Origin of the sequence: Flavobacterium sp. H122, assembly GCF_004959765.1 — a bacterium.
In the GTDB taxonomy this organism is placed as follows: Bacteria; Bacteroidota; Bacteroidia; order Flavobacteriales; family Flavobacteriaceae; genus Flavobacterium.
Map to the genome: position 1 here is coordinate 76,776 of NZ_SJZD01000007.1, position 23,747 is coordinate 100,522.

At 34.7% G+C, this 23,747-nt stretch carries 22 protein-coding genes; 9 read left to right on the plus strand and 13 right to left on the minus strand.

Features of this window, described 5'->3' with window-relative positions; genetic code table 11:
- Window positions 1-26: 26 nt before the first annotated feature.
- The gene (gene carB / locus EZM65_RS11485) at window positions 27-2,879 is read right to left on the minus strand and encodes a carbamoyl-phosphate synthase large subunit (RefSeq protein ID WP_136668706.1); all 2,853 of its coding nucleotides are present in this window, start codon (window positions 2,877-2,879) and stop codon (window positions 27-29) included.
- 215 nt (window positions 2,880-3,094) lie between these two features.
- Window positions 3,095-3,256 (minus strand): 50S ribosomal protein L34, encoded by a 162-nt coding sequence (gene rpmH / locus EZM65_RS11490; RefSeq protein ID WP_007136275.1) that lies wholly within the window; start codon window positions 3,254-3,256, stop codon window positions 3,095-3,097.
- A 252-nt stretch (window positions 3,257-3,508) separates the two neighbouring features.
- Between rpmH and EZM65_RS11495 the strand changes: the two genes are divergently transcribed.
- Together EZM65_RS11495 and EZM65_RS11500 are read left to right on the plus strand one after the other, a co-directional pair.
- Entirely contained in the window at window positions 3,509-4,024 is a 516-nt protein-coding gene (locus tag EZM65_RS11495) for a DUF2892 domain-containing protein (RefSeq protein ID WP_136668707.1), read from the plus strand.
- Window positions 4,025-4,177: 153 nt separating this feature from the next.
- On the plus strand, window positions 4,178-4,882 hold the full coding sequence (locus tag EZM65_RS11500) for a TlpA disulfide reductase family protein (RefSeq protein ID WP_136668708.1): 705 nt from the start codon (window positions 4,178-4,180) through the stop codon (window positions 4,880-4,882).
- Between the two features lies 1 nt (window position 4,883).
- Here EZM65_RS11500 and EZM65_RS11505 read toward each other — a convergent pair whose 3' ends face one another.
- The 3 genes from EZM65_RS11505 to EZM65_RS11515 are packed head-to-tail and all read right to left on the minus strand — an operon-like array spanning window position 4,884 to window position 6,765.
- Window positions 4,884-5,252: a sulfite exporter TauE/SafE family protein gene (locus EZM65_RS11505; protein ID WP_136668709.1), complete on the minus strand. Its 369-nt coding sequence runs from the start codon at window positions 5,250-5,252 to the stop codon at window positions 4,884-4,886.
- A gap of 6 nt (window positions 5,253-5,258) precedes the next feature.
- Window positions 5,259-6,107, minus strand: coding sequence for a lytic transglycosylase domain-containing protein (locus EZM65_RS11510; protein WP_136668710.1), 849 nt, complete (start codon window positions 6,105-6,107; stop codon window positions 5,259-5,261).
- Window position 6,108: 1 nt separating this feature from the next.
- The gene (locus EZM65_RS11515) at window positions 6,109-6,765 is read right to left on the minus strand and encodes an alpha/beta hydrolase (RefSeq protein ID WP_136668711.1); all 657 of its coding nucleotides are present in this window, start codon (window positions 6,763-6,765) and stop codon (window positions 6,109-6,111) included.
- Between the two features lie 143 nt (window positions 6,766-6,908).
- Between EZM65_RS11515 and EZM65_RS11520 the strand changes: the two genes are divergently transcribed.
- Together EZM65_RS11520 and EZM65_RS11525 are read left to right on the plus strand one after the other, a co-directional pair.
- Complete coding sequence (locus EZM65_RS11520) at window positions 6,909-7,190, plus strand: GNAT family N-acetyltransferase (protein ID WP_136668712.1); 282 nt, start codon at window positions 6,909-6,911, stop codon at window positions 7,188-7,190.
- Window positions 7,191-7,208: 18 nt separating this feature from the next.
- Window positions 7,209-7,547: a hypothetical protein gene (locus tag EZM65_RS11525; protein WP_136668713.1), complete on the plus strand. Its 339-nt coding sequence runs from the start codon at window positions 7,209-7,211 to the stop codon at window positions 7,545-7,547.
- Between the two features lie 144 nt (window positions 7,548-7,691).
- On the opposite strand, the gene mtaB is transcribed toward EZM65_RS11525, so the two are convergent.
- The 4 genes from mtaB to EZM65_RS11545 form a co-directional block, all read right to left on the minus strand.
- A complete protein-coding gene (mtaB, locus tag EZM65_RS11530; RefSeq protein WP_136668714.1) occupies window positions 7,692-9,020 on the minus strand; it encodes a tRNA (N(6)-L-threonylcarbamoyladenosine(37)-C(2))-methylthiotransferase MtaB in 1,329 nt (442 codons plus the stop codon).
- Window positions 9,021-9,118: 98 nt separating this feature from the next.
- The gene (aspA, locus tag EZM65_RS11535; RefSeq protein ID WP_136668715.1) at window positions 9,119-10,516 is read right to left on the minus strand and encodes an aspartate ammonia-lyase; all 1,398 of its coding nucleotides are present in this window, start codon (window positions 10,514-10,516) and stop codon (window positions 9,119-9,121) included.
- 86 nt (window positions 10,517-10,602) lie between these two features.
- A complete protein-coding gene (locus tag EZM65_RS11540) occupies window positions 10,603-11,775 on the minus strand; it encodes a GlmU family protein (protein WP_136668716.1) in 1,173 nt (390 codons plus the stop codon).
- 122 nt (window positions 11,776-11,897) lie between these two features.
- Window positions 11,898-12,149 (minus strand): type B 50S ribosomal protein L31, encoded by a 252-nt coding sequence (locus tag EZM65_RS11545; RefSeq protein ID WP_136668717.1) that lies wholly within the window; start codon window positions 12,147-12,149, stop codon window positions 11,898-11,900.
- A gap of 228 nt (window positions 12,150-12,377) precedes the next feature.
- Between EZM65_RS11545 and EZM65_RS11550 the strand changes: the two genes are divergently transcribed.
- From EZM65_RS11550 to EZM65_RS11570, 5 genes are all read left to right on the plus strand, one after another.
- Complete coding sequence (locus EZM65_RS11550; protein WP_136668718.1) at window positions 12,378-12,908, plus strand: DUF4199 domain-containing protein; 531 nt, start codon at window positions 12,378-12,380, stop codon at window positions 12,906-12,908.
- On the plus strand, window positions 12,908-13,858 hold the full coding sequence (locus tag EZM65_RS11555; protein ID WP_136668719.1) for a glycosyltransferase family 2 protein: 951 nt from the start codon (window positions 12,908-12,910) through the stop codon (window positions 13,856-13,858). Before EZM65_RS11550 ends, EZM65_RS11555 begins: the two co-directional genes overlap by 1 nt.
- Window positions 13,859-13,881: 23 nt before the next feature.
- Window positions 13,882-15,609: a phospho-sugar mutase gene (locus tag EZM65_RS11560; protein ID WP_136668720.1), complete on the plus strand. Its 1,728-nt coding sequence runs from the start codon at window positions 13,882-13,884 to the stop codon at window positions 15,607-15,609.
- Entirely contained in the window at window positions 15,609-17,456 is a 1,848-nt protein-coding gene (locus EZM65_RS11565) for an ABC transporter ATP-binding protein (protein WP_136668721.1), read from the plus strand. The genes EZM65_RS11560 and EZM65_RS11565 overlap by 1 nt, the downstream gene beginning before the upstream one ends.
- Window positions 17,457-17,530: 74 nt before the next feature.
- The gene (locus tag EZM65_RS11570; RefSeq protein WP_136668722.1) at window positions 17,531-18,232 is read left to right on the plus strand and encodes a DUF2971 domain-containing protein; all 702 of its coding nucleotides are present in this window, start codon (window positions 17,531-17,533) and stop codon (window positions 18,230-18,232) included.
- Here EZM65_RS11570 and EZM65_RS11575 read toward each other — a convergent pair whose 3' ends face one another.
- The 4 genes from EZM65_RS11575 to EZM65_RS11590 all read right to left on the minus strand — a co-directional run bounded on the left by EZM65_RS11575 (window position 18,233) and on the right by EZM65_RS11590 (window position 23,570).
- Window positions 18,233-18,583, minus strand: a complete 351-nt coding sequence (locus EZM65_RS11575) for a hypothetical protein (protein WP_136668723.1) — start codon at window positions 18,581-18,583, stop codon at window positions 18,233-18,235.
- Between the two features lie 102 nt (window positions 18,584-18,685).
- A complete protein-coding gene (locus EZM65_RS11580) occupies window positions 18,686-19,378 on the minus strand; it encodes a hypothetical protein (RefSeq protein WP_136668724.1) in 693 nt (230 codons plus the stop codon).
- Between the two features lie 34 nt (window positions 19,379-19,412).
- Entirely contained in the window at window positions 19,413-21,875 is a 2,463-nt protein-coding gene (locus tag EZM65_RS11585; RefSeq protein WP_371683006.1) for a carboxypeptidase-like regulatory domain-containing protein, read from the minus strand.
- Window positions 21,876-23,570 (minus strand): M23 family metallopeptidase, encoded by a 1,695-nt coding sequence (locus tag EZM65_RS11590; protein WP_136668726.1) that lies wholly within the window; start codon window positions 23,568-23,570, stop codon window positions 21,876-21,878.
- Window positions 23,571-23,747 lie beyond the last annotated feature (177 nt).

The following is a 23,747-nucleotide window of genomic DNA, read 5'->3' on the forward strand; positions in this document are numbered from 1 at the left end:
AATCCCGAGATTACTCGGGATTTTTTTTATTTAGTAAGATACATTTTTCTTCTAGAGTACAATTCGTAGAATTGATCATCTTTTAAATCATCGATAAACAAAATACTCTCTCCAGTCGATTTCATTTCCGGACCTAAAGCTTTATTCACTCCAGGAAACTTATTGAATGAGAATACCGGTTGCTTGATAGCGTATCCGTTTAACTTAGGATTGAATTCGAAGTCGGTAACTTTCTTCTCTCCTAACATTACTTTAGTTGCATAATTTACATAAGGCTCACCATACGCTTTTGCAATAAAAGGAACAGTACGTGACGCTCTAGGATTTGCTTCGATGATATACACCATATCATCTTTAATAGCAAACTGAATATTAATCAAACCTACGGTCTTTAATGCTACAGCAATTTTCTTCGTATGATCCTTAATCTGCTGCATTACAAACTCACCCAAATTAAATGGTGGTAAAGTAGCATTACTATCTCCCGAGTGTACTCCACATGGCTCAATATGCTCCATGATTCCTATGATATACACATTCTCGCCATCGCAAATTGCATCAGCCTCAGCTTCTATTGCGCCGTCTAAGTAATTATCTAACAACAATTTGTTATTAGGAATATGTTTTAAAATCTCAATTACGTGCTCTTCAAGCTCCTGCTTATTGATAACAATCTTCATTCCCTGTCCACCTAGCACATATGAAGGACGCACCAATAATGGAAAATCCAATTCATCAGCCAATGCTACTGCCTGTTCTGCATTTTCAGCTACCCCAAACTTAGGAAAAGGGATACCCAACTGCGTCAGCAATTCAGAGAAACGTCCGCGGTCTTCCGCTAAATCCAAAGCATCAAAACTTGTCCCTATAATTTTGATTCCGTATTTATTAAGCTTCTCAGCCAGTTTAAGTGCTGTTTGACCTCCCAACTGAACAATAACACCTTCAGGCTTTTCATGACGGATAATATCATAAATATGTTCCCAGAAAACCGGTTCGAAGTATAATTTATCAGCCGTATCAAAGTCGGTAGAAACCGTTTCAGGATTACAGTTAATCATGATAGTTTCGTAACCGCATTCTTTAGCTGCCAATACACCGTGTACACAAGAGTAGTCAAATTCAATTCCCTGTCCTATTCGGTTAGGTCCTGAACCTAAAACTACAATTTTCTTTTTATCAGTAACCTCACTTTCATTAGCTACATAACGAGTACCATCAGGACGCTCAATTTCAGCTTCAAAAGTTGAATAGTAATAAGGAGTCTGCGCTTTAAACTCAGCCGCACAAGTATCTACCAGTTTATACACACGCTGAATATTCATTGTATCACGTAATGCATGAACCTGACTTTCCAGACAGTTTAACATGTGGGCAATCTGGCGGTCTCCGTATCCTTTCTGTTTCGCTTCCAATAACAATTCTTTCGGAAGTGTATCCAATGTATATTTTGAAATTTCTTTCTCTAATAAAAACAATTCCTCATACTGTTTCAGGTACCACATGTCAATTTTAGTGATTTCATGAATTCTTGACAAAGGAATACCCATTGCGATTGCATCATAAAGCACAAAAACTCTATCCCAACTCGCATGAGTTAATTTTTCTATAATCTGCTCATAGTTATTATACCCTTTCCCGTCAGCTCCTAAACCATTACGTTTAATTTCCAGCGACTGAGTAGCTTTGTGCAATGCTTCCTGGAACGAACGTCCAATTCCCATTACCTCACCAACAGATTTCATCTGAAGACCTAAAGTTCTGTCTGAACCTTCAAATTTATCGAAGTTCCAACGAGGGATTTTCACAATTACATAATCTAACGTAGGCTCAAATAAAGCCGAAGTTGATTTTGTAATTTGGTTTTGCAATTCATCCAAAGTATACCCTAGTGCCAGTTTTGTAGCAATTTTAGCAATTGGATAACCAGTTGCTTTTGACGCTAAAGCTGATGAACGTGACACACGAGGATTGATTTCGATTGCAACGATATCTTCTTTGTCATCAGGAGAAACTGCAAACTGAACATTACAACCTCCTGCGAAGTTTCCTATACTACGCATCATGTGCATCGCCATGTCACGCATTTTTTGGAATGTAGTGTCAGACAAAGTCATAGCAGGTGCCACAGTGATACTATCTCCGGTATGAATTCCCATTGGATCCATATTTTCAATAGTACAAATGATTACTACGTTATCGTTTTTATCACGAAGCAGTTCCAATTCATATTCTTTCCAGCCTAAAAGTGCTTTATCAATTAACACCTCGTGGATTGGAGATGCCTCTAAACCTCTTGTTAATAAAGTATCAAAATCTTCTTTTTTATGCACGAAAGCCGCTCCTGTTCCTCCAAGTGTAAATGAAGGGCGGATTACTAAAGGAAAACCAAATTCCTGAGCAATTTCTTTTCCTTTTAAGAATGAATTTGCAGTTTTTGCAGGAGCCTGAGGGATTCCAATTTTATTTAATAAATCCTTGAACTTATCTCTGTCCTCAGTAATCTCGATAGCATTAACGTCAACTCCGATAAGTTTTACATTAAAATCTTTCCAAATACCTTTATCTTCAGCTTCAAGACAAAGATTTAAGGCAGTTTGTCCTCCCATAGTAGGCAATACCGCGTCGATTTGCGGATGTGCTTTCAGGATTTCGATAATAGATTTTGTTGTAAGCGGTTTAAGATAAACATGATCAGCCATTGAAGGATCTGTCATGATTGTTGCCGGATTGGAATTGATTAAGATAACTTCAATTCCTTCTTCACGCAATGAACGTGCTGATTGTGATCCTGAATAATCAAACTCGCAGGCCTGACCAATAATAATTGGCCCAGACCCAATAATTAAAACCGACTTAATTGAATTGTCTTTAGGCATTGTATGTGTGTTGTTTGTTGTTTAGCCCCGATGAGAAGTATTCATCTTTGATCATTGAGGTTCTCGAAATGATCATCAAAACATACTTTTCCGGCGGGATTTTTTTATTTAGTGTAGCTAAATAGCACCTAAAATTATCAGTAATATATGAACTTTTTAAAAAAAAGGCGTTACTGATAAAAGTAACGCCTTAGTATTTGACTGAAAATCAATCATTATTTTTTGTGTCTTGGTTCGCAAGAAACAGTTAATTTGTGTCTTCCTTTTGCACGACGACGAGCTAGGACTTTTCTTCCATTCGCAGAAGCCATTCTGTCCATAAAACCGTGCTTATTTCTTCTTTTTCTTTTCGATGGTTGAAATGTTCTTTTACTCATAGCTTTTATCTTTAAATCTTGTAAATTATCTTGATTATTTTGGCTTTATTAAAACCGAGTGCAAATATACAACGATTTTTTATTCTTGCAAGTGGTTTTAAAAAAAATAATTTCAATCAACATAAAGTCTGAGTTTTAATTGATTGACAGATTAAAAAAATCAGCTGAAATAAGAGAATTTGTTTAGGCTAAACAGATTTTTTATCGCGATTTCTTTTTTTTATATTTGCACCACTATTTAATTAAACAATTATGTTTCACAGAAATATTAAACTGATAATTGCCGGTTTGCTGCTTATTACAGGGGTATGGCAATTCACCGAAAGCAATATAGGCAACGGAATTTTCTTAATCTTATTAGCAATCATTCCTGTTTTCTTATACTTCAGAAATGAATTTATCTTAATGGCGTTTTTAAAATTAAGAAATCAAGATTTTCCAGGCGCAAAAAAATGGCTGGACAAAATCAAAAATCCAGAGACCGCTTTGATTCAAAAACAACAGGGTTACTACAACTATCTAAACGGTCTGATGGTTTCTCAGACTAATTTAAACCAAGCTGAGAAATTCTTCAAGAAAGCAATCAGTTTAGGATTATCCATGGATCAGGATTTAGCACTGGCTAAATTAAACTTAGCTGGAATTGCAATGAGCCGCCGTAGAAAATTAGAAGCAACAACACTGCTTAACGAAGCTAAAAAACTGGACAAACACAACATGCTGAAAGATCAGATCAGCATGATGAAAGAGCAATTAAAGAAAATTTAATACACTTTTTTTTGTTAAAACCATAAAACCATACAATATTTGTATGGTTTTTTCGTATATACATGTTGTTAATCGATAAAAAAACTAATTTAGTCGAATATTTTATTGTATTTAAAATCAGGCAATTATATTCGCAACAATAGCTAAAACTGAATGAGGAAATTATACACCTTGCTTTTATTTATGTTTTATTTTTTTGGTCTTGCGCAAGATCAGAAGGATAGTCCTGCATTTTTTCCTGATGCCCTGCGGTTACATTTAGGCAAATACAACACAGAAGCAAACAAAGCATACGAAGAAAACAATATAGAAAAAGCACAAGTATTATTTGATTCTTTAATCAACAACCATATCAAAGGAACTAAATTCGAAGATTACACTTTAAAAACCGTTGAACGTAAAAAAATCAAACTCAGCAGTTTTCAAAAGCCGGTTTTTTTATTGACTTACGCTTCATGGTGTATTCCCAGCAAGGGTGAATTTCAGGCTTTAAGCAAATTGGCTCAAAAATATTCCAAAGAAGTAAAATTCGTAATTCTTTTCTGGGACAAAAGGGGAAACATTAAAGACATAGCCAAAAAATTCAACCATAACATTACAGTTTGTTATGCTTACGATTCCTATAAAGAGGACACTCACATTATTGCCCATTTAAAGCACTCTTTTGGTCTTCCAACCTCCTATTTTCTTGATCAGGACCTAAAGATTGTAAACCTCAAAAGAGGTGGCGCACATCCACAACAAAACAGCAGTTATGTAAACGCTTTCACCATGAATTACAACACTTATCATGAAGGCCTCAGCAGTATCCTGCTTGACAAAGCTCTAAAACAGGATCATATTTCCGATACTGAATAATTTATTTTTCGAGAAGCATTTTTCCCGCAATAACAATCAGCACTATACTGAAAATTTTCTTCAGCATCTTTTGATCAATATTTACAGCAAGCTTACTGCCAAAATAACTCCCTACAACAAAAAAAATGGCAATTATACCGGCATATTTCCAATTAATATAACCTTCATTATAATAATTGTAAACCGCCAGAGCAGTTACCGGAACCACCAGCACTGTCAAACTTGTGCCTTGTGCCTGATGCTGACTGAATCCTAAAATCAAAACCAGCATAGGAACCATAATTATCCCTCCGCCTACACCTACAAGACCACTAAGCATTCCAGCCATTAAGCCGGTTATTATCAACGTAACAATAGTTGCTGTACTCATACTATATTATTTTACAGGTAAATCAAAAATATATTTTTTCTTGGTTGGGTTATCTAATTTTTTATCCCGAAGCCAGGGATTATACAATTTAAGCTCTTTGTAATTGACTCCTTGTATTTTAGCAAATTTAGCCAAATCGGAAATACTGCTGTCAACTTCAATTTTCCTAATTGACAACGGCTGGTATAGTTCATCAACTTTTAACTCAAAGCCATACAATTGCTTATTCTGCATAATTTGCTTTAAGGCTAGAATCCTGAAAACATACCTAAAAGTTTCATCCGTCAATAACAAGTCATAATAATTCGTTTCCATTTGCTGGTCAACAGCCTTTTGCAGACCAGCCATTCCGCCATTGTAAGAGGCAGCGGCCATTGTCCATGAACCGAATTTTTCTTTGGCTTTTATTAAATATTCACAAGCCATTTGAGTAGATTTTTCCAAGTGGTAACGCTCATCCACAATATCATTCACCTCCATCCCTTTTTCTTTAGCCGTCAAAGGCATGAACTGCCAAAATCCTTTGGCTCCGGAAGGAGAAGTCGCATTGGTCAGCGAACTTTCAATCACAGCAAGATATTTAAAATCATCAGGCACATTATTTTTAGCCAAAATAGGTTCAATCACCGGAAAGAATCGATTAGCACGCTTAATAATCATAATCGTTGAACCATGCAAATGCTGATTTACAACTAATTCTCTATCCAATCGTTCACGAACGTCAGGAATATTCAACGGAGTTTCCTCACCGCAGAAATCAATTTTATCGGGAAAATATCTGGTTTCATTTTTGGTTGCGCTCAAAAAAGCAATACCCAAAAAACCCACCACTAACAACACAGCAACTTTCTTCATCCTATTTTAAAATTATCTCAGGCAGATTACTGTTAAACCATCTGAAACGGTTTAAAATCATAATATGTGTGCCTCCTTTTATATTTATAAACTCTTTAATATTTTTTGACGGAAAAACCTCATCCGCATCACCATGAATATGAATTACGTATGGATCAATCTCAACTCTGTCCCAGCAAACCACCTGCTCGATTGCCCAATCCAAATAATGTTTATTACGCATCTTCAGGTAAATCTCATACAGTTTTATCCTTTGTTTCATCACATCTCCAAAAGCATACTTAACCAATAATTGAACATTCTCCAATAAACTTGTCGGCAGAATTTTGTATGCTTTGGTTGTTTTGGCAATTTTCATTCTACGGGGCAATTCCTTATTGGATTTCACACTGGAAATAATGATGACTTTTTTAGGATTTAAAAACTGTGCCATTTCCTGAACCAGAATCCCACCAAAAGAAACTCCTATCAAGACAGCATTTTCATGCTTTACCTCATTTGCCATCCGCTGTGCATATTGTTTTAAGGTTTCTTTTTTTTCAGGCAAAAACCATTCAAGCATATGCATTTCAAAAATATCCTCAGGTAATTTAATTCGTTCGAAAATTGCAGAGCTTGCCGCCATGCCCGGCATAAAGTAAACATGAATTTTTGACATTCTTAAGGGTGATTTCTATTAATTAGATAAAATTTCCGAAATTTGTATAAAATTAGTATTTCCAACTGGACAAAATTGAACTTTACCCAAAATTATCAATTTTTTAAGATTCTATGGGTTAATTATCTCATACAGTACATATCATGGAAATAAAAGACAATACATTTTCGCGTCAATTTGAAACCACCATCAATGACAAGCTGATTGCTATTGAATATTCACAGCAGGAACGTAAATTATTTTTAACCAAAATTAATACTCCTGAAGGATTTGAGGAAGAGCTGTTAGCCGGTTTTTTTATCGCTATTTTAAATCTTGCCGAAGAAAAAAAATTAAAAATAGTTCCCACTCATCCGAAAATAGCGGCATTTTTCAGAAAAAACCCTTCTTACAAACACTTACTGCCACCCGGGATCAGGATTTAATTTGTTATATTTACTTATATGCTAAGTGAAGAAACAAATTTAGAAATCATTCAATTTTTTGAAACTATTTCAAAATATTACAACAGCAAAGTTGAGATAACTTCTGGTATTTCCACCCAGCTTGAAAATATTTCATCCGACAGCACCTGGACTCTTACCGAATTTTTTTTAATCAAATCGGCTTACAGAACCGAAGGACAAAAATTCATGTTTGAAGGAAAAAAAATATATTTTGAAATCAGCGCGAAGCATTTAATCGACTTCACACATCCGGGAAGAAACAAATTTGAATTTGTAGAAAAATTAGGTGAAAACGTTTACAGAATTACCAAACTTCGGTTTCATTATAAATATTAGTTTATTGAACCACATAAGACACATAAGAACATATAAAGTAAATTACTCCACCATAAAGCAGAATAATCCAAAAACTCTTAAAAAAGTAAATCGCATAACGAATATTCTTAAATGATCTTATATGTCTTATATGGTTTAAAAAAATCAGACTAAAACATTTAAGAACTCAATCCTTACACTTCCATCCTCATCAATCTTTGTCAGATTAACATGATGAAGTGTATTCACCAATTCAGGATTCCAAGGTGTTTTAACTTTCACATAGTTTTCCGTAAATCCGTGAATGTAGCCTTCTTTGTTTTCTCCTTCAAACAAAACGGTTCTGTCTGAACCTATCTGGCTTTCATAAAAAGCGCGACGTTTTTTAACTGACAAACCACGCAACATTTTACTACGTTTTGCTCTGACATTTGCCGGAACAACTTCTTCCATCTCCGCTGCTTCGGTATTATCTCTTTCTGAATAAGTAAACACGTGTAAATAGGAAATTTCCAATTCGTTTAGGAAATTATACGTTTCCAGAAACAACTCATCTGTCTCTCCCGGAAAACCAACAATCACATCAACACCAATACAGGCATGAGGCATCACTTCACGAATTTTAGCCACTCGGTCAGAATACAATTCACGCAAATAACGACGCTTCATTTTTTTAAGAACCGCATTACTTCCTGATTGCAACGGAATATGGAAATGAGGTACAAAAGTGCGGCTTTGTGAAACGAAATCTATGGTTTCATTTTTAAGCAAATTTGGTTCGATAGAAGAAATACGCAAACGCTCGATTCCGTCAACTTTATCCAATGCCTGAACCAATTCATAAAAAGTATGTTCGTGTTTTTTATTTCCGAATTCGCCTTTCCCGTAATCCCCAATATTAACTCCGGTTAAAACAATTTCCTTAATTCCTCTTTCGGAGATTTCTTTGGCATTTTTCATTACGTTTTCCATGGTATCACTACGTGAAATTCCACGTGCCAACGGTATGGTGCAGTACGTACATTTATAATCACATCCATCCTGAACCTTCAAAAAAGCCCGGGTACGATCACCTATAGAATAACTTCCAACATAAAAATCGGCTTCCTCGATTTCGCAGGAATGCACTTCCCCCATATCATTTTTGGAAAGGTCATTGATATAATCAGTGATTTTAAATTTTTCTGTAGCTCCTAAAACCAAATCCACTCCATCAACCGAAGCCAATTCTTCAGGTTTTAACTGAGCATAACATCCAACAGCAGCAACAAACGCCTTATCATTAAGCTTCATCGCTTTTTTGACAATCTGTTTGAATTGCTTATCGGCGTTTTCGGTTACCGAGCAAGTATTGATTACATAAATATCTGCAACTTCTTCAAAATCGACACGGTCAAAACCTTCATCTTTAAAATTTCTCGCAATGGTAGAGGTCTCGGAGAAATTCAATTTACAGCCTAAAGTATAAAAGGCAACTTTTTTTCTGTTTTCCATAAAATAACTCAATCAATGAAATCGTTGTCAAAAAATTGAGAGTGCAAAATTAGTTAGAATTATTGGTTTCTAAAAATTATCAATCAATTACTATTCAATTATTTAAAAGCCTTCGGAGCCAACATATTTTCCGGATTCAAAATATCATCCAACTGCTCTTTAGACAATATGTTATGCTCTAAAACAAGATTGTAAACGCTTTTCCCTGTTTCCAATGCTTCCTTAGCAATTTTAGTACTGTTTTTATAGCCAATATGCGGATTTAAAGCCGTAACAATACCAATACTATGCAACACCATGTCACGACAATGTTCTTCATTAGCCGTGATACCGTCAATACATTTTTCTCTTAAAGTATCCATTCCGTTAGATAACAACTGCATTGACTCCATGATCGCGTAAGTCAATACAGGTTCCATAACATTGAGTTGCAATTGTCCGGCTTCAGCTGCCATCGTAACTGTTAAATCGTTTCCAATCACTCTAAAACACACCTGATTCATGACTTCCGGGATAACCGGATTCACTTTCCCAGGCATAATAGATGACCCAGGCTGCATAGGCGGCAAATTAATTTCATTAAACCCGCATCTTGGTCCTGAAGAAAGCAATCGTAAGTCATTGCATATTTTAGAGATTTTAATTGCCATTCGTTTTAACGCCGAAGAATAAATCACATAAGCACCTGTATCGGGAGTAGCTTCAATTAAATTAGGTGCCGAAAAAATAGCAAGACCAGTAACTTTTGCCAGATTTTCAGCGCAAAGCTTCGCATAGCCCGGAGCCGCATTTATTCCAGTACCAATAGCAGTGGCGCCCATATTGGTTTCCAGCATTAAATTGCAATTTTGTGTTAAACGATCCACTTCCTCTTCCAGAGTAGCAGCAAAAGCTTCGAATTCCTGCCCTAACGTCATTGGAACTGCGTCTTGCAATTGGGTTCTTCCCATTTTTAAAACATGTTTAAACTCCTCTCCTTTTTTTCTAAAGGAAGCAATTAACTCTTTTAAATGCACAATTAATGTAATATTTGAATTTACTGATGCAATTCGTATTGAGGTGGGATAAGCATCGTTAGTTGATTGCGACAAATTAACATGATCGTTAGGTGAACAATATTGATATTCCCCTTTTTTATACCCCATTAATTCTAAGGCTCTATTAGCTAAGACTTCATTGATATTCATATTGGTTGATGTTCCTGCACCACCTTGAATCATATCGATAGGAAATTCTTGATTAAACTTTCCAGCAATGACTTCTTTCGCTGCATCAACAATGGCATTTTTGAGTTTCTCGTCTAATATCCCCAACTGAAAATTGGTTTCGGCTGCAGCCCATTTCACATACGCCAAACCTTTGATAAATTCCGGAAACTGATACAACTTAACTCCCGAAATATGAAAATTCTCAATAGCTCTCTGAGTCTGAACTCCATAATATGCATTTTCAGGAACCTGTAGATCCCCTAATAAATCGTTTTCTATTCTATACATTGCTTTAAATTTTGAGGAATAAATTTACATAAAAAACCACGACTACTTTCGCAATCGTGGTGTTATAATTTTTATAAAATTTCAGATTATTCTTTTCTATATTTCTTAGTCTCTTCAAAAACGTGTTCTAAAATCTTAGCATCTTCTTCTGTGAATTCAACTTGTCTGCGAGCCATTACTATTTTAGCCGTTTGAAAAGCTTTTGAAGTTAAATAGGTCGTAAATCCTGAAGCTCCGCCCCAAGAGTAACTCGGCACAAAATTACGCGGGAATCCTGAACCAAAAATATTAGCAGATACACCAACCACAGTTCCAGTATTAAACATAGTGTTGATTCCGCATTTACTATGATCTCCCATCATTAATCCGCAAAACTGAAGACCCGTTCTTGCAAAACCTTCCGTTTCATAACTCCAAAGTTTCACTTCTTCGTAATTATTTTTCAGATTGGAATTATTACTATCGGCTCCAATGTTACACCATTCACCTAAAACTGAATTTCCTAAAAAACCATCATGTCCTTTGTTAGAATATCCAAACAGTACCGAATTATTCACTTCTCCGCCAATAACCGAATGAGGCCCAACTGTAGTAGCTCCATAAACTTTTGTAGCCAATTTTACTCTACCATTATCACAAAGAGCAAACGGGCCACGAATTACAGAACCTTCCATGATTTCTGCGTTTTTCCCAATATAAATAGGTCCTGTAGAAGCATTTAAAGTCACAAACTCAAGTTTTGCACCTTCTTCAATAAAAATATTTTCAGGAGACAGTACATTAACCGATTTTGGAATAGGCTGTGAATGTCTGCCTTCGGTTATCAATTCAAAATCCTCACGTAAAGCGGCATCATTTTTTGAAAAAATATCCCAGGTATGTTCTATTCTAAGGCATTCTTCATCAAAATCAATAATTTCAAAAGTATCAAAATCAACTTCCTGATTTTCTTTACTAAAAAAAGCTATTACTTCTTCTTTATAGAAAATGGCTTGGTTTTCTTCCAAGGATTTTACCATTTCTACTAAAATATCATTTGGCAAAAAAGCAGCATTAATCATTACATTCTCTTCCATTTCGACCATTGGATATTTTTCAGAAAGATATTCTTCGGTTATCGTTGTTGTTGTATATCCTAAATATTTTTCCCATTTCTCACGAATTGTTAAAATCCCTACACGGATATCTGCAACCGGTCGGGTAAATGTAAAAGGAAGTAATGCATTGCGAACTGTTCCGTCAAAAAGTATATAGTTCATTTTTTTAGTTTCAAAAGTTACAAAGTCGCTAAGTTACAAAGTTTCGGAGTAAAATTATAAATTGTAAAAGCAAAAAAGCCTTTCCGATTGGAAAGGCTTTTGTATGAATCTAAAAACAACTATTATTTGTTGAATTTAGCATATTTAGTTTTGAATTTATCAATACGTCCTGCAGTATCGATAAGTTTAGATTTACCTGTGTAAAAAGGGTGAGAAGTTCTAGATATCTCCATTTTAAATACTGGGTACTCTACTCCGTCAACAACGATAGTTTCTTTAGTTTCTACTGTAGATTTAGTGATGAATACATCTTCATTTGACATATCTTTAAAAGCCACTAATCTGTAATTCTCTGGGTGAATTCCTTTTTTCATAATAAATCTTTTTTATTTTTTGCCGCCTTATATCTTGATGCTTTTTATTTTTATAAAAAGGTATCGACTTTCAACAACTTTTATTGTATTTCTTTTTAATTCAGGGTGCAAATTTACAATATTTTTTTTATAATCAAATTATTATGTAACATTTTTACCTTTTAATCTACTTACTCTTACAATTATTAATTAGTATATTTGTTTAAACAACTAACCAAAACAATTATTATGAACGAAATTATTAAAAAGAACGGAATTCAATTTGGTATCATTACCGGTGCCACATCTATTTTGATCACTACTTTTATCTATGTTACAAACCTGGAATTGTTTGTATCCGGGTGGATAGGATTTGCATCGATTGCTGTATATATTGCCATAGGCATTTATCTTCTGATAAAAACAAAAAGAGATTTAAAAGGAATTTTCCCTTTCAAGGATGCCTTTACCACTTATTTCATCTCAGCTGTAATAGGCATACTGATATCCGTTGCTTTTAACATTATTCTTTTCAATTTTATTGATCCGGGAGCTAAAGAAACCATCAAAGAACTGACAATGAAATATGCTGCAGAAATGATGCAGAAATTCGGTGCTCCTTCTTCAGCTGTCAAAGAAGCATTAAAAGGGATGGAAGAACAAGATCAATTCTCTATTGGAAATCTTTTAAAAGGTTCTGTATTTAATATTTTATTTAGTGCAATTTTTGGTTTAATTTTGGCAGCTATTTTTAAATCAAAATCGTCAAATCAATTATAGTGGATATATCAATTATAATTCCTTTACTTAACGAACAAGAATCGTTACCCGAACTGACTTCATGGATTGAACGCGTAATGCTACAAAATAACTTTTCTTATGAAGTTATTTTTATAGATGATGGAAGTTCAGATAATTCCTGGGAAACGATACAACAACTTTCTACAAAAAACGGAAACCTAAAAGGTATCCGTTTTTTGCGCAATTATGGTAAGAGTCAGGCACTACATGCTGGATTTGCTAAAGCTCAAGGCGATGTTATCATCACCATGGATGCTGATTTACAAGACAGCCCTGATGAGATTCCTGAATTGCACCAAATGATAATGCAGCAAAATTTCGACTTGGTTTCAGGTTGGAAGAAAAAGCGTTACGACAATACCTTAACTAAAAACCTTCCTTCAAAACTTTTTAACGCTGCAGCAAGAAAAACTTCCGGCGTCCAACTTCATGATTTTAATTGTGGTCTAAAAGCATACAAAAATGTAGTTGTGAAAAACGTTGAAGTTTTTGGAGAAATGCACAGATACATTCCTGTTTTAGCAAAAAATGCAGGTTTTAAAAAAATAGGTGAAAAAGTAGTACAACATCAAGCCCGAAAATACGGTGAATCTAAATTTGGAATAGATAGATTTGTCAATGGCTTTCTTGATTTAATTACTATTTGGTTTTTAGGCAGATTTGGCAAACGCCCAATGCATTTATTCGGTTTATTAGGAACATTAATGTTTATGATAGGTTTTTTATCAGCAGGATATATAGGTGCTATGAAACTTTGGAAACTATACACTCATCAAGAGGCCATTTTGATTACTGAAAATCCATGGTTTTACATTTCACTTGCCACAATGATTATTGGAACTCAATTGTTTTTAGCAGGCTTTTTAGGAGAAATTATTTTACGTACTAAAAACAACGAAGAGAGATATAAGATTCAAGAAGTTATTTAATCGCCAATTTAAAGAAAAGAATTATGCATATTGAAAAGGCAATTTTAGACAAAGTCAACGTATGGTTAACTCCTACATTCGACAATAAAACTCAAGAAGCCATTAAAGAAATAATGACTTCTTCACCTAAAGAATTAGAAGACAGCTTCTATAAAAATCTGGAATTTGGTACTGGAGGAATGCGCGGTATCATGGGTGTAGGAACCAATAGAATAAACAAATACACTTTAGGCAAAAACACTCAAGGATTATCAAATTATTTAAAAGTTTGCTTTCCTGGAGAAGAATTAAAAGCAGCTATCGCTTATGATTGCCGTAATAACAGCGATACTTTAGCTAAAGTTGTAGCCGATGTATTTTCGGCAAACGGAATCAAAGTATATCTTTTTTCAGATATGCGCCCTACTCCGGAACTTTCATTTGCGGTTAAACATCTGAATTGCCATGTAGGTATTGTTCTTACGGCTTCACATAATCCGCCGGAATACAACGGATATAAAGTATACTGGCAGGACGGAGGGCAAATTGTACCGCCACAGGATGCAGAAGTTATCAAAGAAATTGAAAGTCTGGAATATTCAGATATTAACTTCAATGTTAATGAAAATCTGATTGAATACATTGATGTTGCAGTAGATGAAGCTTTCAGAGATTCAACAGTTGCAAACGCCAGTTTTGACACTTCAAAAACAGCCAGAGAAAACCTAAAAATCGTATATACTCCATTACACGGCACATCCATAAAAGCAATTCCTGGAGTTTTGGCAAAAGCAGGTTATACTGATGTAAATATTGTTGAAGAACAAGCTGTTCCTAACGGAAATTTCCCAACAGTAAAATCACCGAACCCGGAAGAACCGGAAGCATTGGAAATGGCTATGGCATTAGCTGACAAGATCAACGCCGACATTGTTGTGGGTACTGATCCGGATTCAGACCGTTTAGGCGTAGCCGTTAGAAATACCGAAGGAAAAATGATTCTGTTAAACGGAAATCAAACCATGGTTGCAATGACCTCTTTCCTTTTGGAACAATGGAAAAAACAAGACAAACTTACCGGAAATGAATTCATAGGCTCAACCATAGTTTCAACTCCTATGATGCTGGATTTAGCAGAAGCTTATGGAGTGGAATGCAAAGTTGGATTAACCGGGTTTAAATGGATAGCAAAATTCATTAAAGACTTCCCTAACCAAAAATTCATTGGCGGCGGCGAAGAAAGTTTTGGATTCATGGTTGGCGATGCGGTTCGTGACAAAGATGGTGTTGGTGCCATTTTGTTAGTCTGCGAAATAGCTGCTCAGGCAAAAGAAAAAGGAAGTTCATTATATCAGGAATTACTGCAATTGTATGTTGATTTTGGTTTTTATAAAGAACATCTGATTTCAATTACCAAAAAAGGTATTGAAGGCGCCAACGAAATCAAACAGATGATGATAGATTTACGTGAAAACCCACTTACTGAAATTAACGGACAACGTGTAGTTTGCATAGAAGACTATCAATCTTCCAAAGGAAAAGATTTTATGAATGGTGAAGAATTTGACATTACAATTCCTAAATCCAATGTCCTGATTTACTATTTGGAAGACGGAAGCAAAATTTGTGCGCGTCCAAGCGGTACGGAACCAAAAATCAAATTTTATTTCAGTGTGAATTGCGCAATAGATTCATTAGAAGATATTTCGGAAGCTGAAAAACAATTGGATAAAAAAATTGAAACTATTATTGCGGAAATGCAGTTGAACTAATGGATGATAATTTAAAAAAAATATTCCCCTATTTAAAGCCGTATAAATTCAATGTGGTTTGGAACATAATCTACAATGTTTTATACGCATTATTCAGCACACTTTCATTTATTACTCTAATACCAATGTTGCAGGTATTATTTGAAAATGCTGAAAAAGTAGTCCAAAAGCCTGTTTTTACATCTATTTTTGATATCACCAAATTCGGTAAAGACTATTTGTATTACTACATTACTAAACTTTCAACAGAAAGTGGTCCTCAATATGCCTTATTATTGGTAGTCAGTTTAGTAATATCGACATTTTTACTTAAAAACATTTTCAACTACCTGGCGTTAAATCATTTAATGCTGGTTAAAAATGGAGTCCTAAGAGACTTAAGAAACAAAATGTTTGACAAAATAGTTGCATTACCTGTTTCTTTTTATTCAGAAAAAAGAAAAGGCGATGTAATGTCAAGAATGTTAGGTGATATTAACGAGGTAAGAAATTCCTTTTTCAATATTTTAGAGCTGGTAGTAAAAGAGCCATTGACAATTATTTTCACGATTGGCGCAATGGTTGCCATCAGCATCAAATTAACTCTTTTTGTTTTTATTTTCATCCCTGTTTCAGGATTAATAATTTCTAAAATCGGGAAGAGCTTAAAATCGAAATCAAAAAAAGCACAGGATGAAAACGGTTATTTGATTTCAGTAGTGGAAGAAACCTTAGGCGGGATAAAAGTTGTAAAAGGCTACAATGCGGAAGGTAGTTTTACAAAAAAATTCAATGATTCTATTCAAAGACTTTATAGTCTGACAAATAGTATTGGCCGCAAAAACAACCTATCATCTCCATTAAGTGAATTTTTAGGAATTTTAGTAATTGCTATATTACTTTGGTATGGTGGCAACATGGTACTTATAGGCAAACTGCCTGATGGGAGACCAATATTGCAGGGAGCTCACTTCTTGGCTTACATGGGGCTTGCCTATAACATTCTGACTCCGGCAAAAGCTATCTCCAAAGCTGCTTATCAGGTTAAAACCGGTTTAGCGGCAGCTGAAAGAGTTTTTGAAGTAATGGAAACTGAAAACACAATCTCAGACAGGCCGGATGCTATTCAAAAAAACACTTTTGACGATATCATAAAAGTAGAAAACATCAATTTTGCTTATGAAGAGGAAAATGTGCTGAAAAACTTTTCTATTGAAGTTCCTAAAGGAAAGACCGTTGCTCTTGTAGGGCAATCAGGCAGCGGAAAAAGTACAATTGCCAATTTACTTACGCGTTTTTATGATGTAAAAGAAGGGAGTATTACTATTGACGGAATAGATATAAAAAATATAACGATGCATTCATTGAGAGGATTAATGGGAATTGTTACTCAGGATTCCATCTTATTTAATGACAGCATTAAAAACAACCTTCTGATAGGAAAGCCAGATGCTACGGATGAAGAAATTATTGATGCTTTAAAAATCGCCAATGCTTTTGAATTTGCGAAGGATTTACCAGAAGGCATTAATACAAACATAGGTGATGCAGGCGGAAAACTCTCAGGCGGACAAAAACAACGTTTGTCTATTGCCAGGGCAGTCCTAAAGAATCCTCCTATTATGATTTTAGACGAAGCGACTTCAGCTTTAGATACTGAAAGTGAAAAATTCGTTCAGGTGGCTTTAGAAAACATGATGCAAAACCGTACGTCAATTGTTATTGCCCACCGGTTATCAACTATCCAGAAAGCTGACAATATTATTGTAATGCAAAAAGGAGAAATTGTTGAACAAGGAACTCACGATGAATTATTAGCCAAAGAAGGCACTTACGCCAAACTGGTTATGATGCAAAGTTTTGAATAATACAATCCCGATTTATTCGGGATTTTTTATTTACAGAATTTTCTTAATTTCATTTATCTTTATATAAAAAAAGGATGTATGTCAAACATTCAAATATAAGTTTGGAAGAAGACCCGAATACTGTTATCTGGAAGTATTTGGATTTGTCAAAATTTTTAGATTTACTGCTGTCTGAACGTATGTTCATGTCACGTTCTGATAAATTTGAAGACCAATACGAAGGGACTTTTAGCGAACCTACTTATGAAGAAATAAAAAAAATAGCCGAGAATAATCCAAAATTTCTGGATTATTATAAATCACACAGAGAAAGTATTGTAGTCAGCAGTTGGCACATTAACGAATATGAGAGTTTTGCCATGTGGCAGATTTTCACAAAAAACAACGAAGGACTGGCCATTCAATCCACTTTAGGAAGGTTAAAAGAGGCCTTACAGCCTGAACACAACTTCGAACAATACATAGGCGAAGTGAATTATATAGACTACAAAAAAGAGTACATCCCTTTTGAGAATACTTTTTTTCCTTTTCTATTCAAACGGAAAAGCTTCCAATATGAACGTGAAGTAAGAGTATTAACCGATGTCAGCACAAAAAAACTGACCATCAATGATGGTTTAAAAATTCATATCGATATTAATACCTTGATAGAAAAAATTTACATTCACCCCAAAAGTGAAAACTGGTATAAAAAGCTGGTTATTGAATTAGTTGAAAAATTAGGCTTTGGATTTGAAATAGAAAAATCAGATTTGGAAAGTGATATATTGATTTAACTACAAGCCTTCATATTTACCGTTTCCATCTATATAGTACACTTCGCTTAAGTACCATCTACCATCAACCTTAACGTAGTGATATTCAAATTTTTCCTCAAGACCTAATTTAGAATCCTTGTATGTAGTTGCAACTACAGAGACATTGGTTCTTGTACTTTCAGATACTATTTTTTCTTTTAAAGGACAATGCGAAGATTCGCTTCCGAATGATATATTTTGGAATTTTTTATTCGGAAGACAATATTTACGGATAACTTCTTTCTTATAATTTTCTTCAATAGTTAATTCTTCTTTCCCATTCGCAAAAGCAAAATCATTCCATTTTTTATAATCCTCAATGAATTGCAACGTTAATTCTCGTGGGGAATTCAGTTTTCTATCAATTTGAGAATAACAAACCAGTTGAAAGCAGTTAAAAAGAATGAGTAAAAAAATTTTTTTCATCAGAAATTATTTAGCAACTGAAAACTCCTCAACTTTCCACTCTTTATTTACATTCACAGTAAAATAATGCAAATCATCATTTTTATCAAAAGCACCGTTTTTATTTCTATCATCTATAGTTCTAAAATAAATTTTACCCGCCTTATCGATATAATTCCAGTCTATTAGTTCCTGAACTTCAGGTGATACTTTAGTAAAATTTCCTCCTAAGTCTGTACTCAAATACAACGATTTAATATCATCAGAATCCACTTTACTGTCTTGGTTAGTATCAACATCAGCCACTACATAAACCAATATCTTTTTTGATTTCAGATAAGTCATACGTTCAATCATAATTGCCTTATCTGTTAAAACATGAAGAGAATCTTTACCAATTTCCTGAAACTTCACATTTTGCAGGTATCCTGTAACTTCGTCATCCATTACATTGGAAACATTAAATCGGCTGTTATCATATTTTTCAGAATCATAATTCCCTTTTCGAAAATCACTAAGACGTAATTCCCCTATCGCGTAAAGCAGCACATTTGAGTTTGAAAACTGTATAGGCAAATCAGCCACAGACAGTTTTGAAGTATCCTGTTTTATTTCTACTTTAGGAGTGGAAGTATTGTACTTAACCTTAGGTTTAGGTTCTTCCTTGCAGTTAACAAATAACGAAAATATAGGGATTATATAGAAAAATGCGTTTTTCATCTTAAGTATTTTATATCAAATATACCAATTAAACTTACAACTTAGCACTCAATTTCACACTAAACACACGGGAAGTTAAATAATTTGGCACTCCGTACTGCCTCTTAGAATAAACATCACGAACCCAGGTATTGGTTATAGCATTTTGATTATTAAACATATTAAAAATTTCAAGACCTATGGCTAAATCCCTGAAATGACGAAGCCAGTTGTCTTTTTCCTTAGCACGCGCCCTGTCTGTAAGCACATAAGAAAAACCTACATCAGCACGACGGTAATCCCTTAGTCTTTGCTGATAATCATAAGGATCAGCATACGAAGGAGAACCACCGGGCAAACCTGTGTTATAGACCAAATTAAGATAAATCTTCATTGCCGGAATGTTAGGGACATAATCCTGAAACAAAACACCAAATTTCAATCGTTGGTCTGTTGGCCGGGCAATATCTCCACGTCCATCTATATTTTCTTCTGTCTTTAAATACCCAAAACTTAACCACGACTCAGTACCAGGTACAAATTCACCATTCAATCGCATATCTATACCTTGGGCATAAGCTTCTGCGTTATTTTCTGCACGATAGCGGATACGGACATTATCAAGCGTATAAGGATTTACATCTGTCAATTTTTTATAATACACTTCCGAAACCAATTTAAATGGCCTGTCCCACATTTTGAAACTATAATCATTACCCAACACAATATGAACAGACTGCTGTGCTTTTACATTAGGCCTGACCATTCCTAAAGAATCCCTTAATTCTCTGTAAAAAGGTGGCTGATGGTACCATCCTCCTGAAATCCGGAACAGCATATCATTTTTCCAGTTGGGCTTAATCGCAAATTGCGCACGCGGACTAACCGTTATCTGGCTTTTACCATTCAAATTATCACCTTCTACTTTCCATTGATGAGCACGGACACCAATATTGGTAAAAATATCATGCTCTCCCCATTTAGAACGTCTGTTCCATTGCGCATAACCGGAAAATCGGTTAATATTTGTATAATTAATTGCACGGACATTATTATAAGGAACCAATGGTCCTGTATAAGGATTATAAGGCTGATCGTTTACAGGAAGTTCCAATCGTGGATTATTCAAGGAGAATCCGGCTGAATCAATAACCTCCCACTCTCTTAAACGATCACGAATGCTTTCCCGTGTATATTTAAAACCCCAATCAAGCTGATTATCATTCTTTTTATGATTTCCTTTAACTTCTGCATTAAAAATTAAAGCATCCAGATCATTTCTGGCATGTGTCAGTTGCGAACCAATTCCTCTTGAATATTCAACTTCACCAAAATTTTCATCACCTAAATTCGAATTTACTTCTCCTAATCTGTATTGTCCTAAAATATCAAAATATTCTTGTTCAACAGTGTGATACATTGAAGTAATCAGCTTCAGATTAGAATCCTCATTAATTTTATAAGTCGATTTTAAAGCCCCGAAAACAGTAGTGTATTTATCTTTCTCCTGTCCTTCATAATACACAAGCAAAGCTATAGGGTCTGTCAAAGTTCCAAAATTTGTCTGGCGCGTCAATGGCTTGTAATCATAACGGTTTTCCGAAATATTTCCCAAAAACCCAAACTGCCATTTAGTATTAGGTGTAAAAGTGACATACGTTTGTGCATCGGCAAAACGGGGGCGGAAATTCGTTTCAGTTTCCTGACTTTTTACCAGCAGACTGTTATCACGGTAACGAACACCTGTAACAGCACTCCATTTCTGATTTTTAGATACGTTATCCATTGACACGCCTCCACCTAAAAAGGAAGCATCAAGAGTAGCACCGAATTTGGTTGGTTTTCTATACGTAATATCTAAAACCGAGGACAGTTTATCACCAAATTTCGCCTGAAAACCACCTGAAGAAAATTCTACATTCTGTACCAAATCAGTGTTGGTAAAACTCAAACCTTCCTGCTGGCCTGAACGGATTAGAAAAGGCCTGTACACCTCAATCTCATTTACATAGACCAGATTTTCATCATAATTACCGCCACGAACCGCATACTGCGTACTCAATTCGTTATTGGCATTCACCCCGGGCAATGATTTCAAGATGTTTTCCACACCGGGATTGGCTCCTGGAATCAATCGGATTGCTTTGGGTGAAATTGTAATTATCCCTTCAACTCTTTTTTTATTATTATTTACTATTACAACCTCGCCAAGCTGTTCTGCCGAACTTTTTAAAATTATATTAAATTCATAGTCTTCATTCGGCTTTAATTCCAATGCAATAACTGCCGATTTTAAAGATAAATGACTGAATTTTAAATTCGATTTTACACCCGAAGGTATTGTAAGCTGATAAAATCCATTTTCATTAGACTGAGTTGACCAGTCCTGAAAAGAAACATTTACATCTTTAACAGGTTTGTTAGCTTCGTCAAGAATCACCCCTTTGACCCTGGCAGATTGTGCCAATAAAAATGAAGAAAAAAATAATAAAATAAGAATGAATTTTGTTTTCAAAATTTATGATTTGGTTTTTAAAAAATACGACTCAAAGACCGATGAATTCCCTAAATTATCTTTGACAATAATTTTAAAATCATTTCGCCCGTCCTGATACATATCATCGGTAAAATAATGTGTTAATCTATTTAATTTGTTTTCATACTCCATTAATATCCACTTCCCATTCAAATAGGCTTCATATTCCCCTATACCGGATAAATTGTCAGATATGGATATTTTCAATGTTTTGAGAGAATCGATTTGCTCACCTTCTTTAAAATTTGGCGAATATATTTTGGGAGCTATAGTATCTTTTGCCAATAAAAATCTGCCCAGTTTTTTTACTTTAATTGAAAACGCATCATCTTTTTTAAAAGTTTTATTATATTCGATTCTGCCTCCATCTATGTTTCCAATAAACATTTTTTCTCTTTCATCTGAAGACATTTTGGAAACATCAAAAGTAATACTAACCGGATTATTCATAGCCACACTTTCATCATGAAAATACAATTCGTTGTTTTTGACATCGAATTTCACATAAAAATCATCATAAAAAGTATTTTCAGGCACAAAAACAGATATGCCGTCTTTGGCATAACTATGTTCATTTTGAGATTTTAAAAAATAAGGAGTCTGCGTTTCATCTTTAGGTTGCTTAAGCGGCAGTAAACCATAAGAAATAGGAATATTGATTGTGTTTTGATTGCCATGAAAATCCTGAATCACAATTTTATAATTCATGGTAAGATTAGTAGAAACATCTATTTTACCATTATTCTTCATTGTTTTAATAATATTTTCCGGATACAAATAACACACAAACAATTTTTGAAACCGCTGATGTGTTTGCTTATATCTGGGATAATCTATAAAACAATTAATATGCTTTGTCTCATCAAATGAAAAAGTATCAAACTCATAACCGTAATAAGGCATACCGTTCAGATAAGCACTCAATTTGAAGATTCCGTTTTTACCGTAATTATAATCGGAAATATCGTGGGCATTTATCGCAAAACCTATTTTCCCTGAAGCCGTAATTTTTGAAGCCAGATAAGTCCCGTCTTTTTCTAAAGTCAAAGGAATAGTAACAGGTTTAGCTGAACCATTAACATTGCCTGTCTCCCCAAGAGAATACACAAGTAAACCGCTGATTACGGGAGCTTTGCTGTCTTTTACCAATTTATCATACCCAAAAAGGTACGGATTGATAATAAACTCCGATTTGGTATCTCTGATCTCAAAATGCAGATGTGGTCCGCTTGACCCCCCGGTATTACCCGAATACCCAATCAAATCACCTTTTTTTACTGGAATCACATTCGCTTCCGGCCGTAACTCCAGTGTATAACTCTTCTGCTCATACTGATTCGAACGGGTGTATTTATCAATAGCAGGCGAAAACATCTGTAAATGTGCATAAACAGTAGTAAACCCGTTTGGATGATCGATGTACAAACATTTTCCATAACCAAAATTGGAAACATTAATGCGGGATATAAAACCATCGGCTGTTGCATATACTGGAAAACCTTCTTTTTGATTGGTTCTGAAATCTATTCCCGAATGAAAATGATTCGGTCTCAGTTCACCAAAGGAACCGGCTATTGCCAGATTGATATCCAAAGGCGAGCCGAAATAATCCTTGGGATATTTATCCTGAGCCAATGAAATTGAGCAAACCAATAAAAAAAACAACCAGTTTTTCATACTTAATATTTGCGCTAATATAAAGAATTTGTTTAATAAAATTTTACTCGGATTCTTCTTAATATAAGAGATTAATTTTTAAGGAATTGTAACAAAAAAACAACAATTATCATTTTTTTTTTCAATGCAGTTGTTATAATTCAATTTAAAATTTAACTTTGTGAAGTGATGTATGTA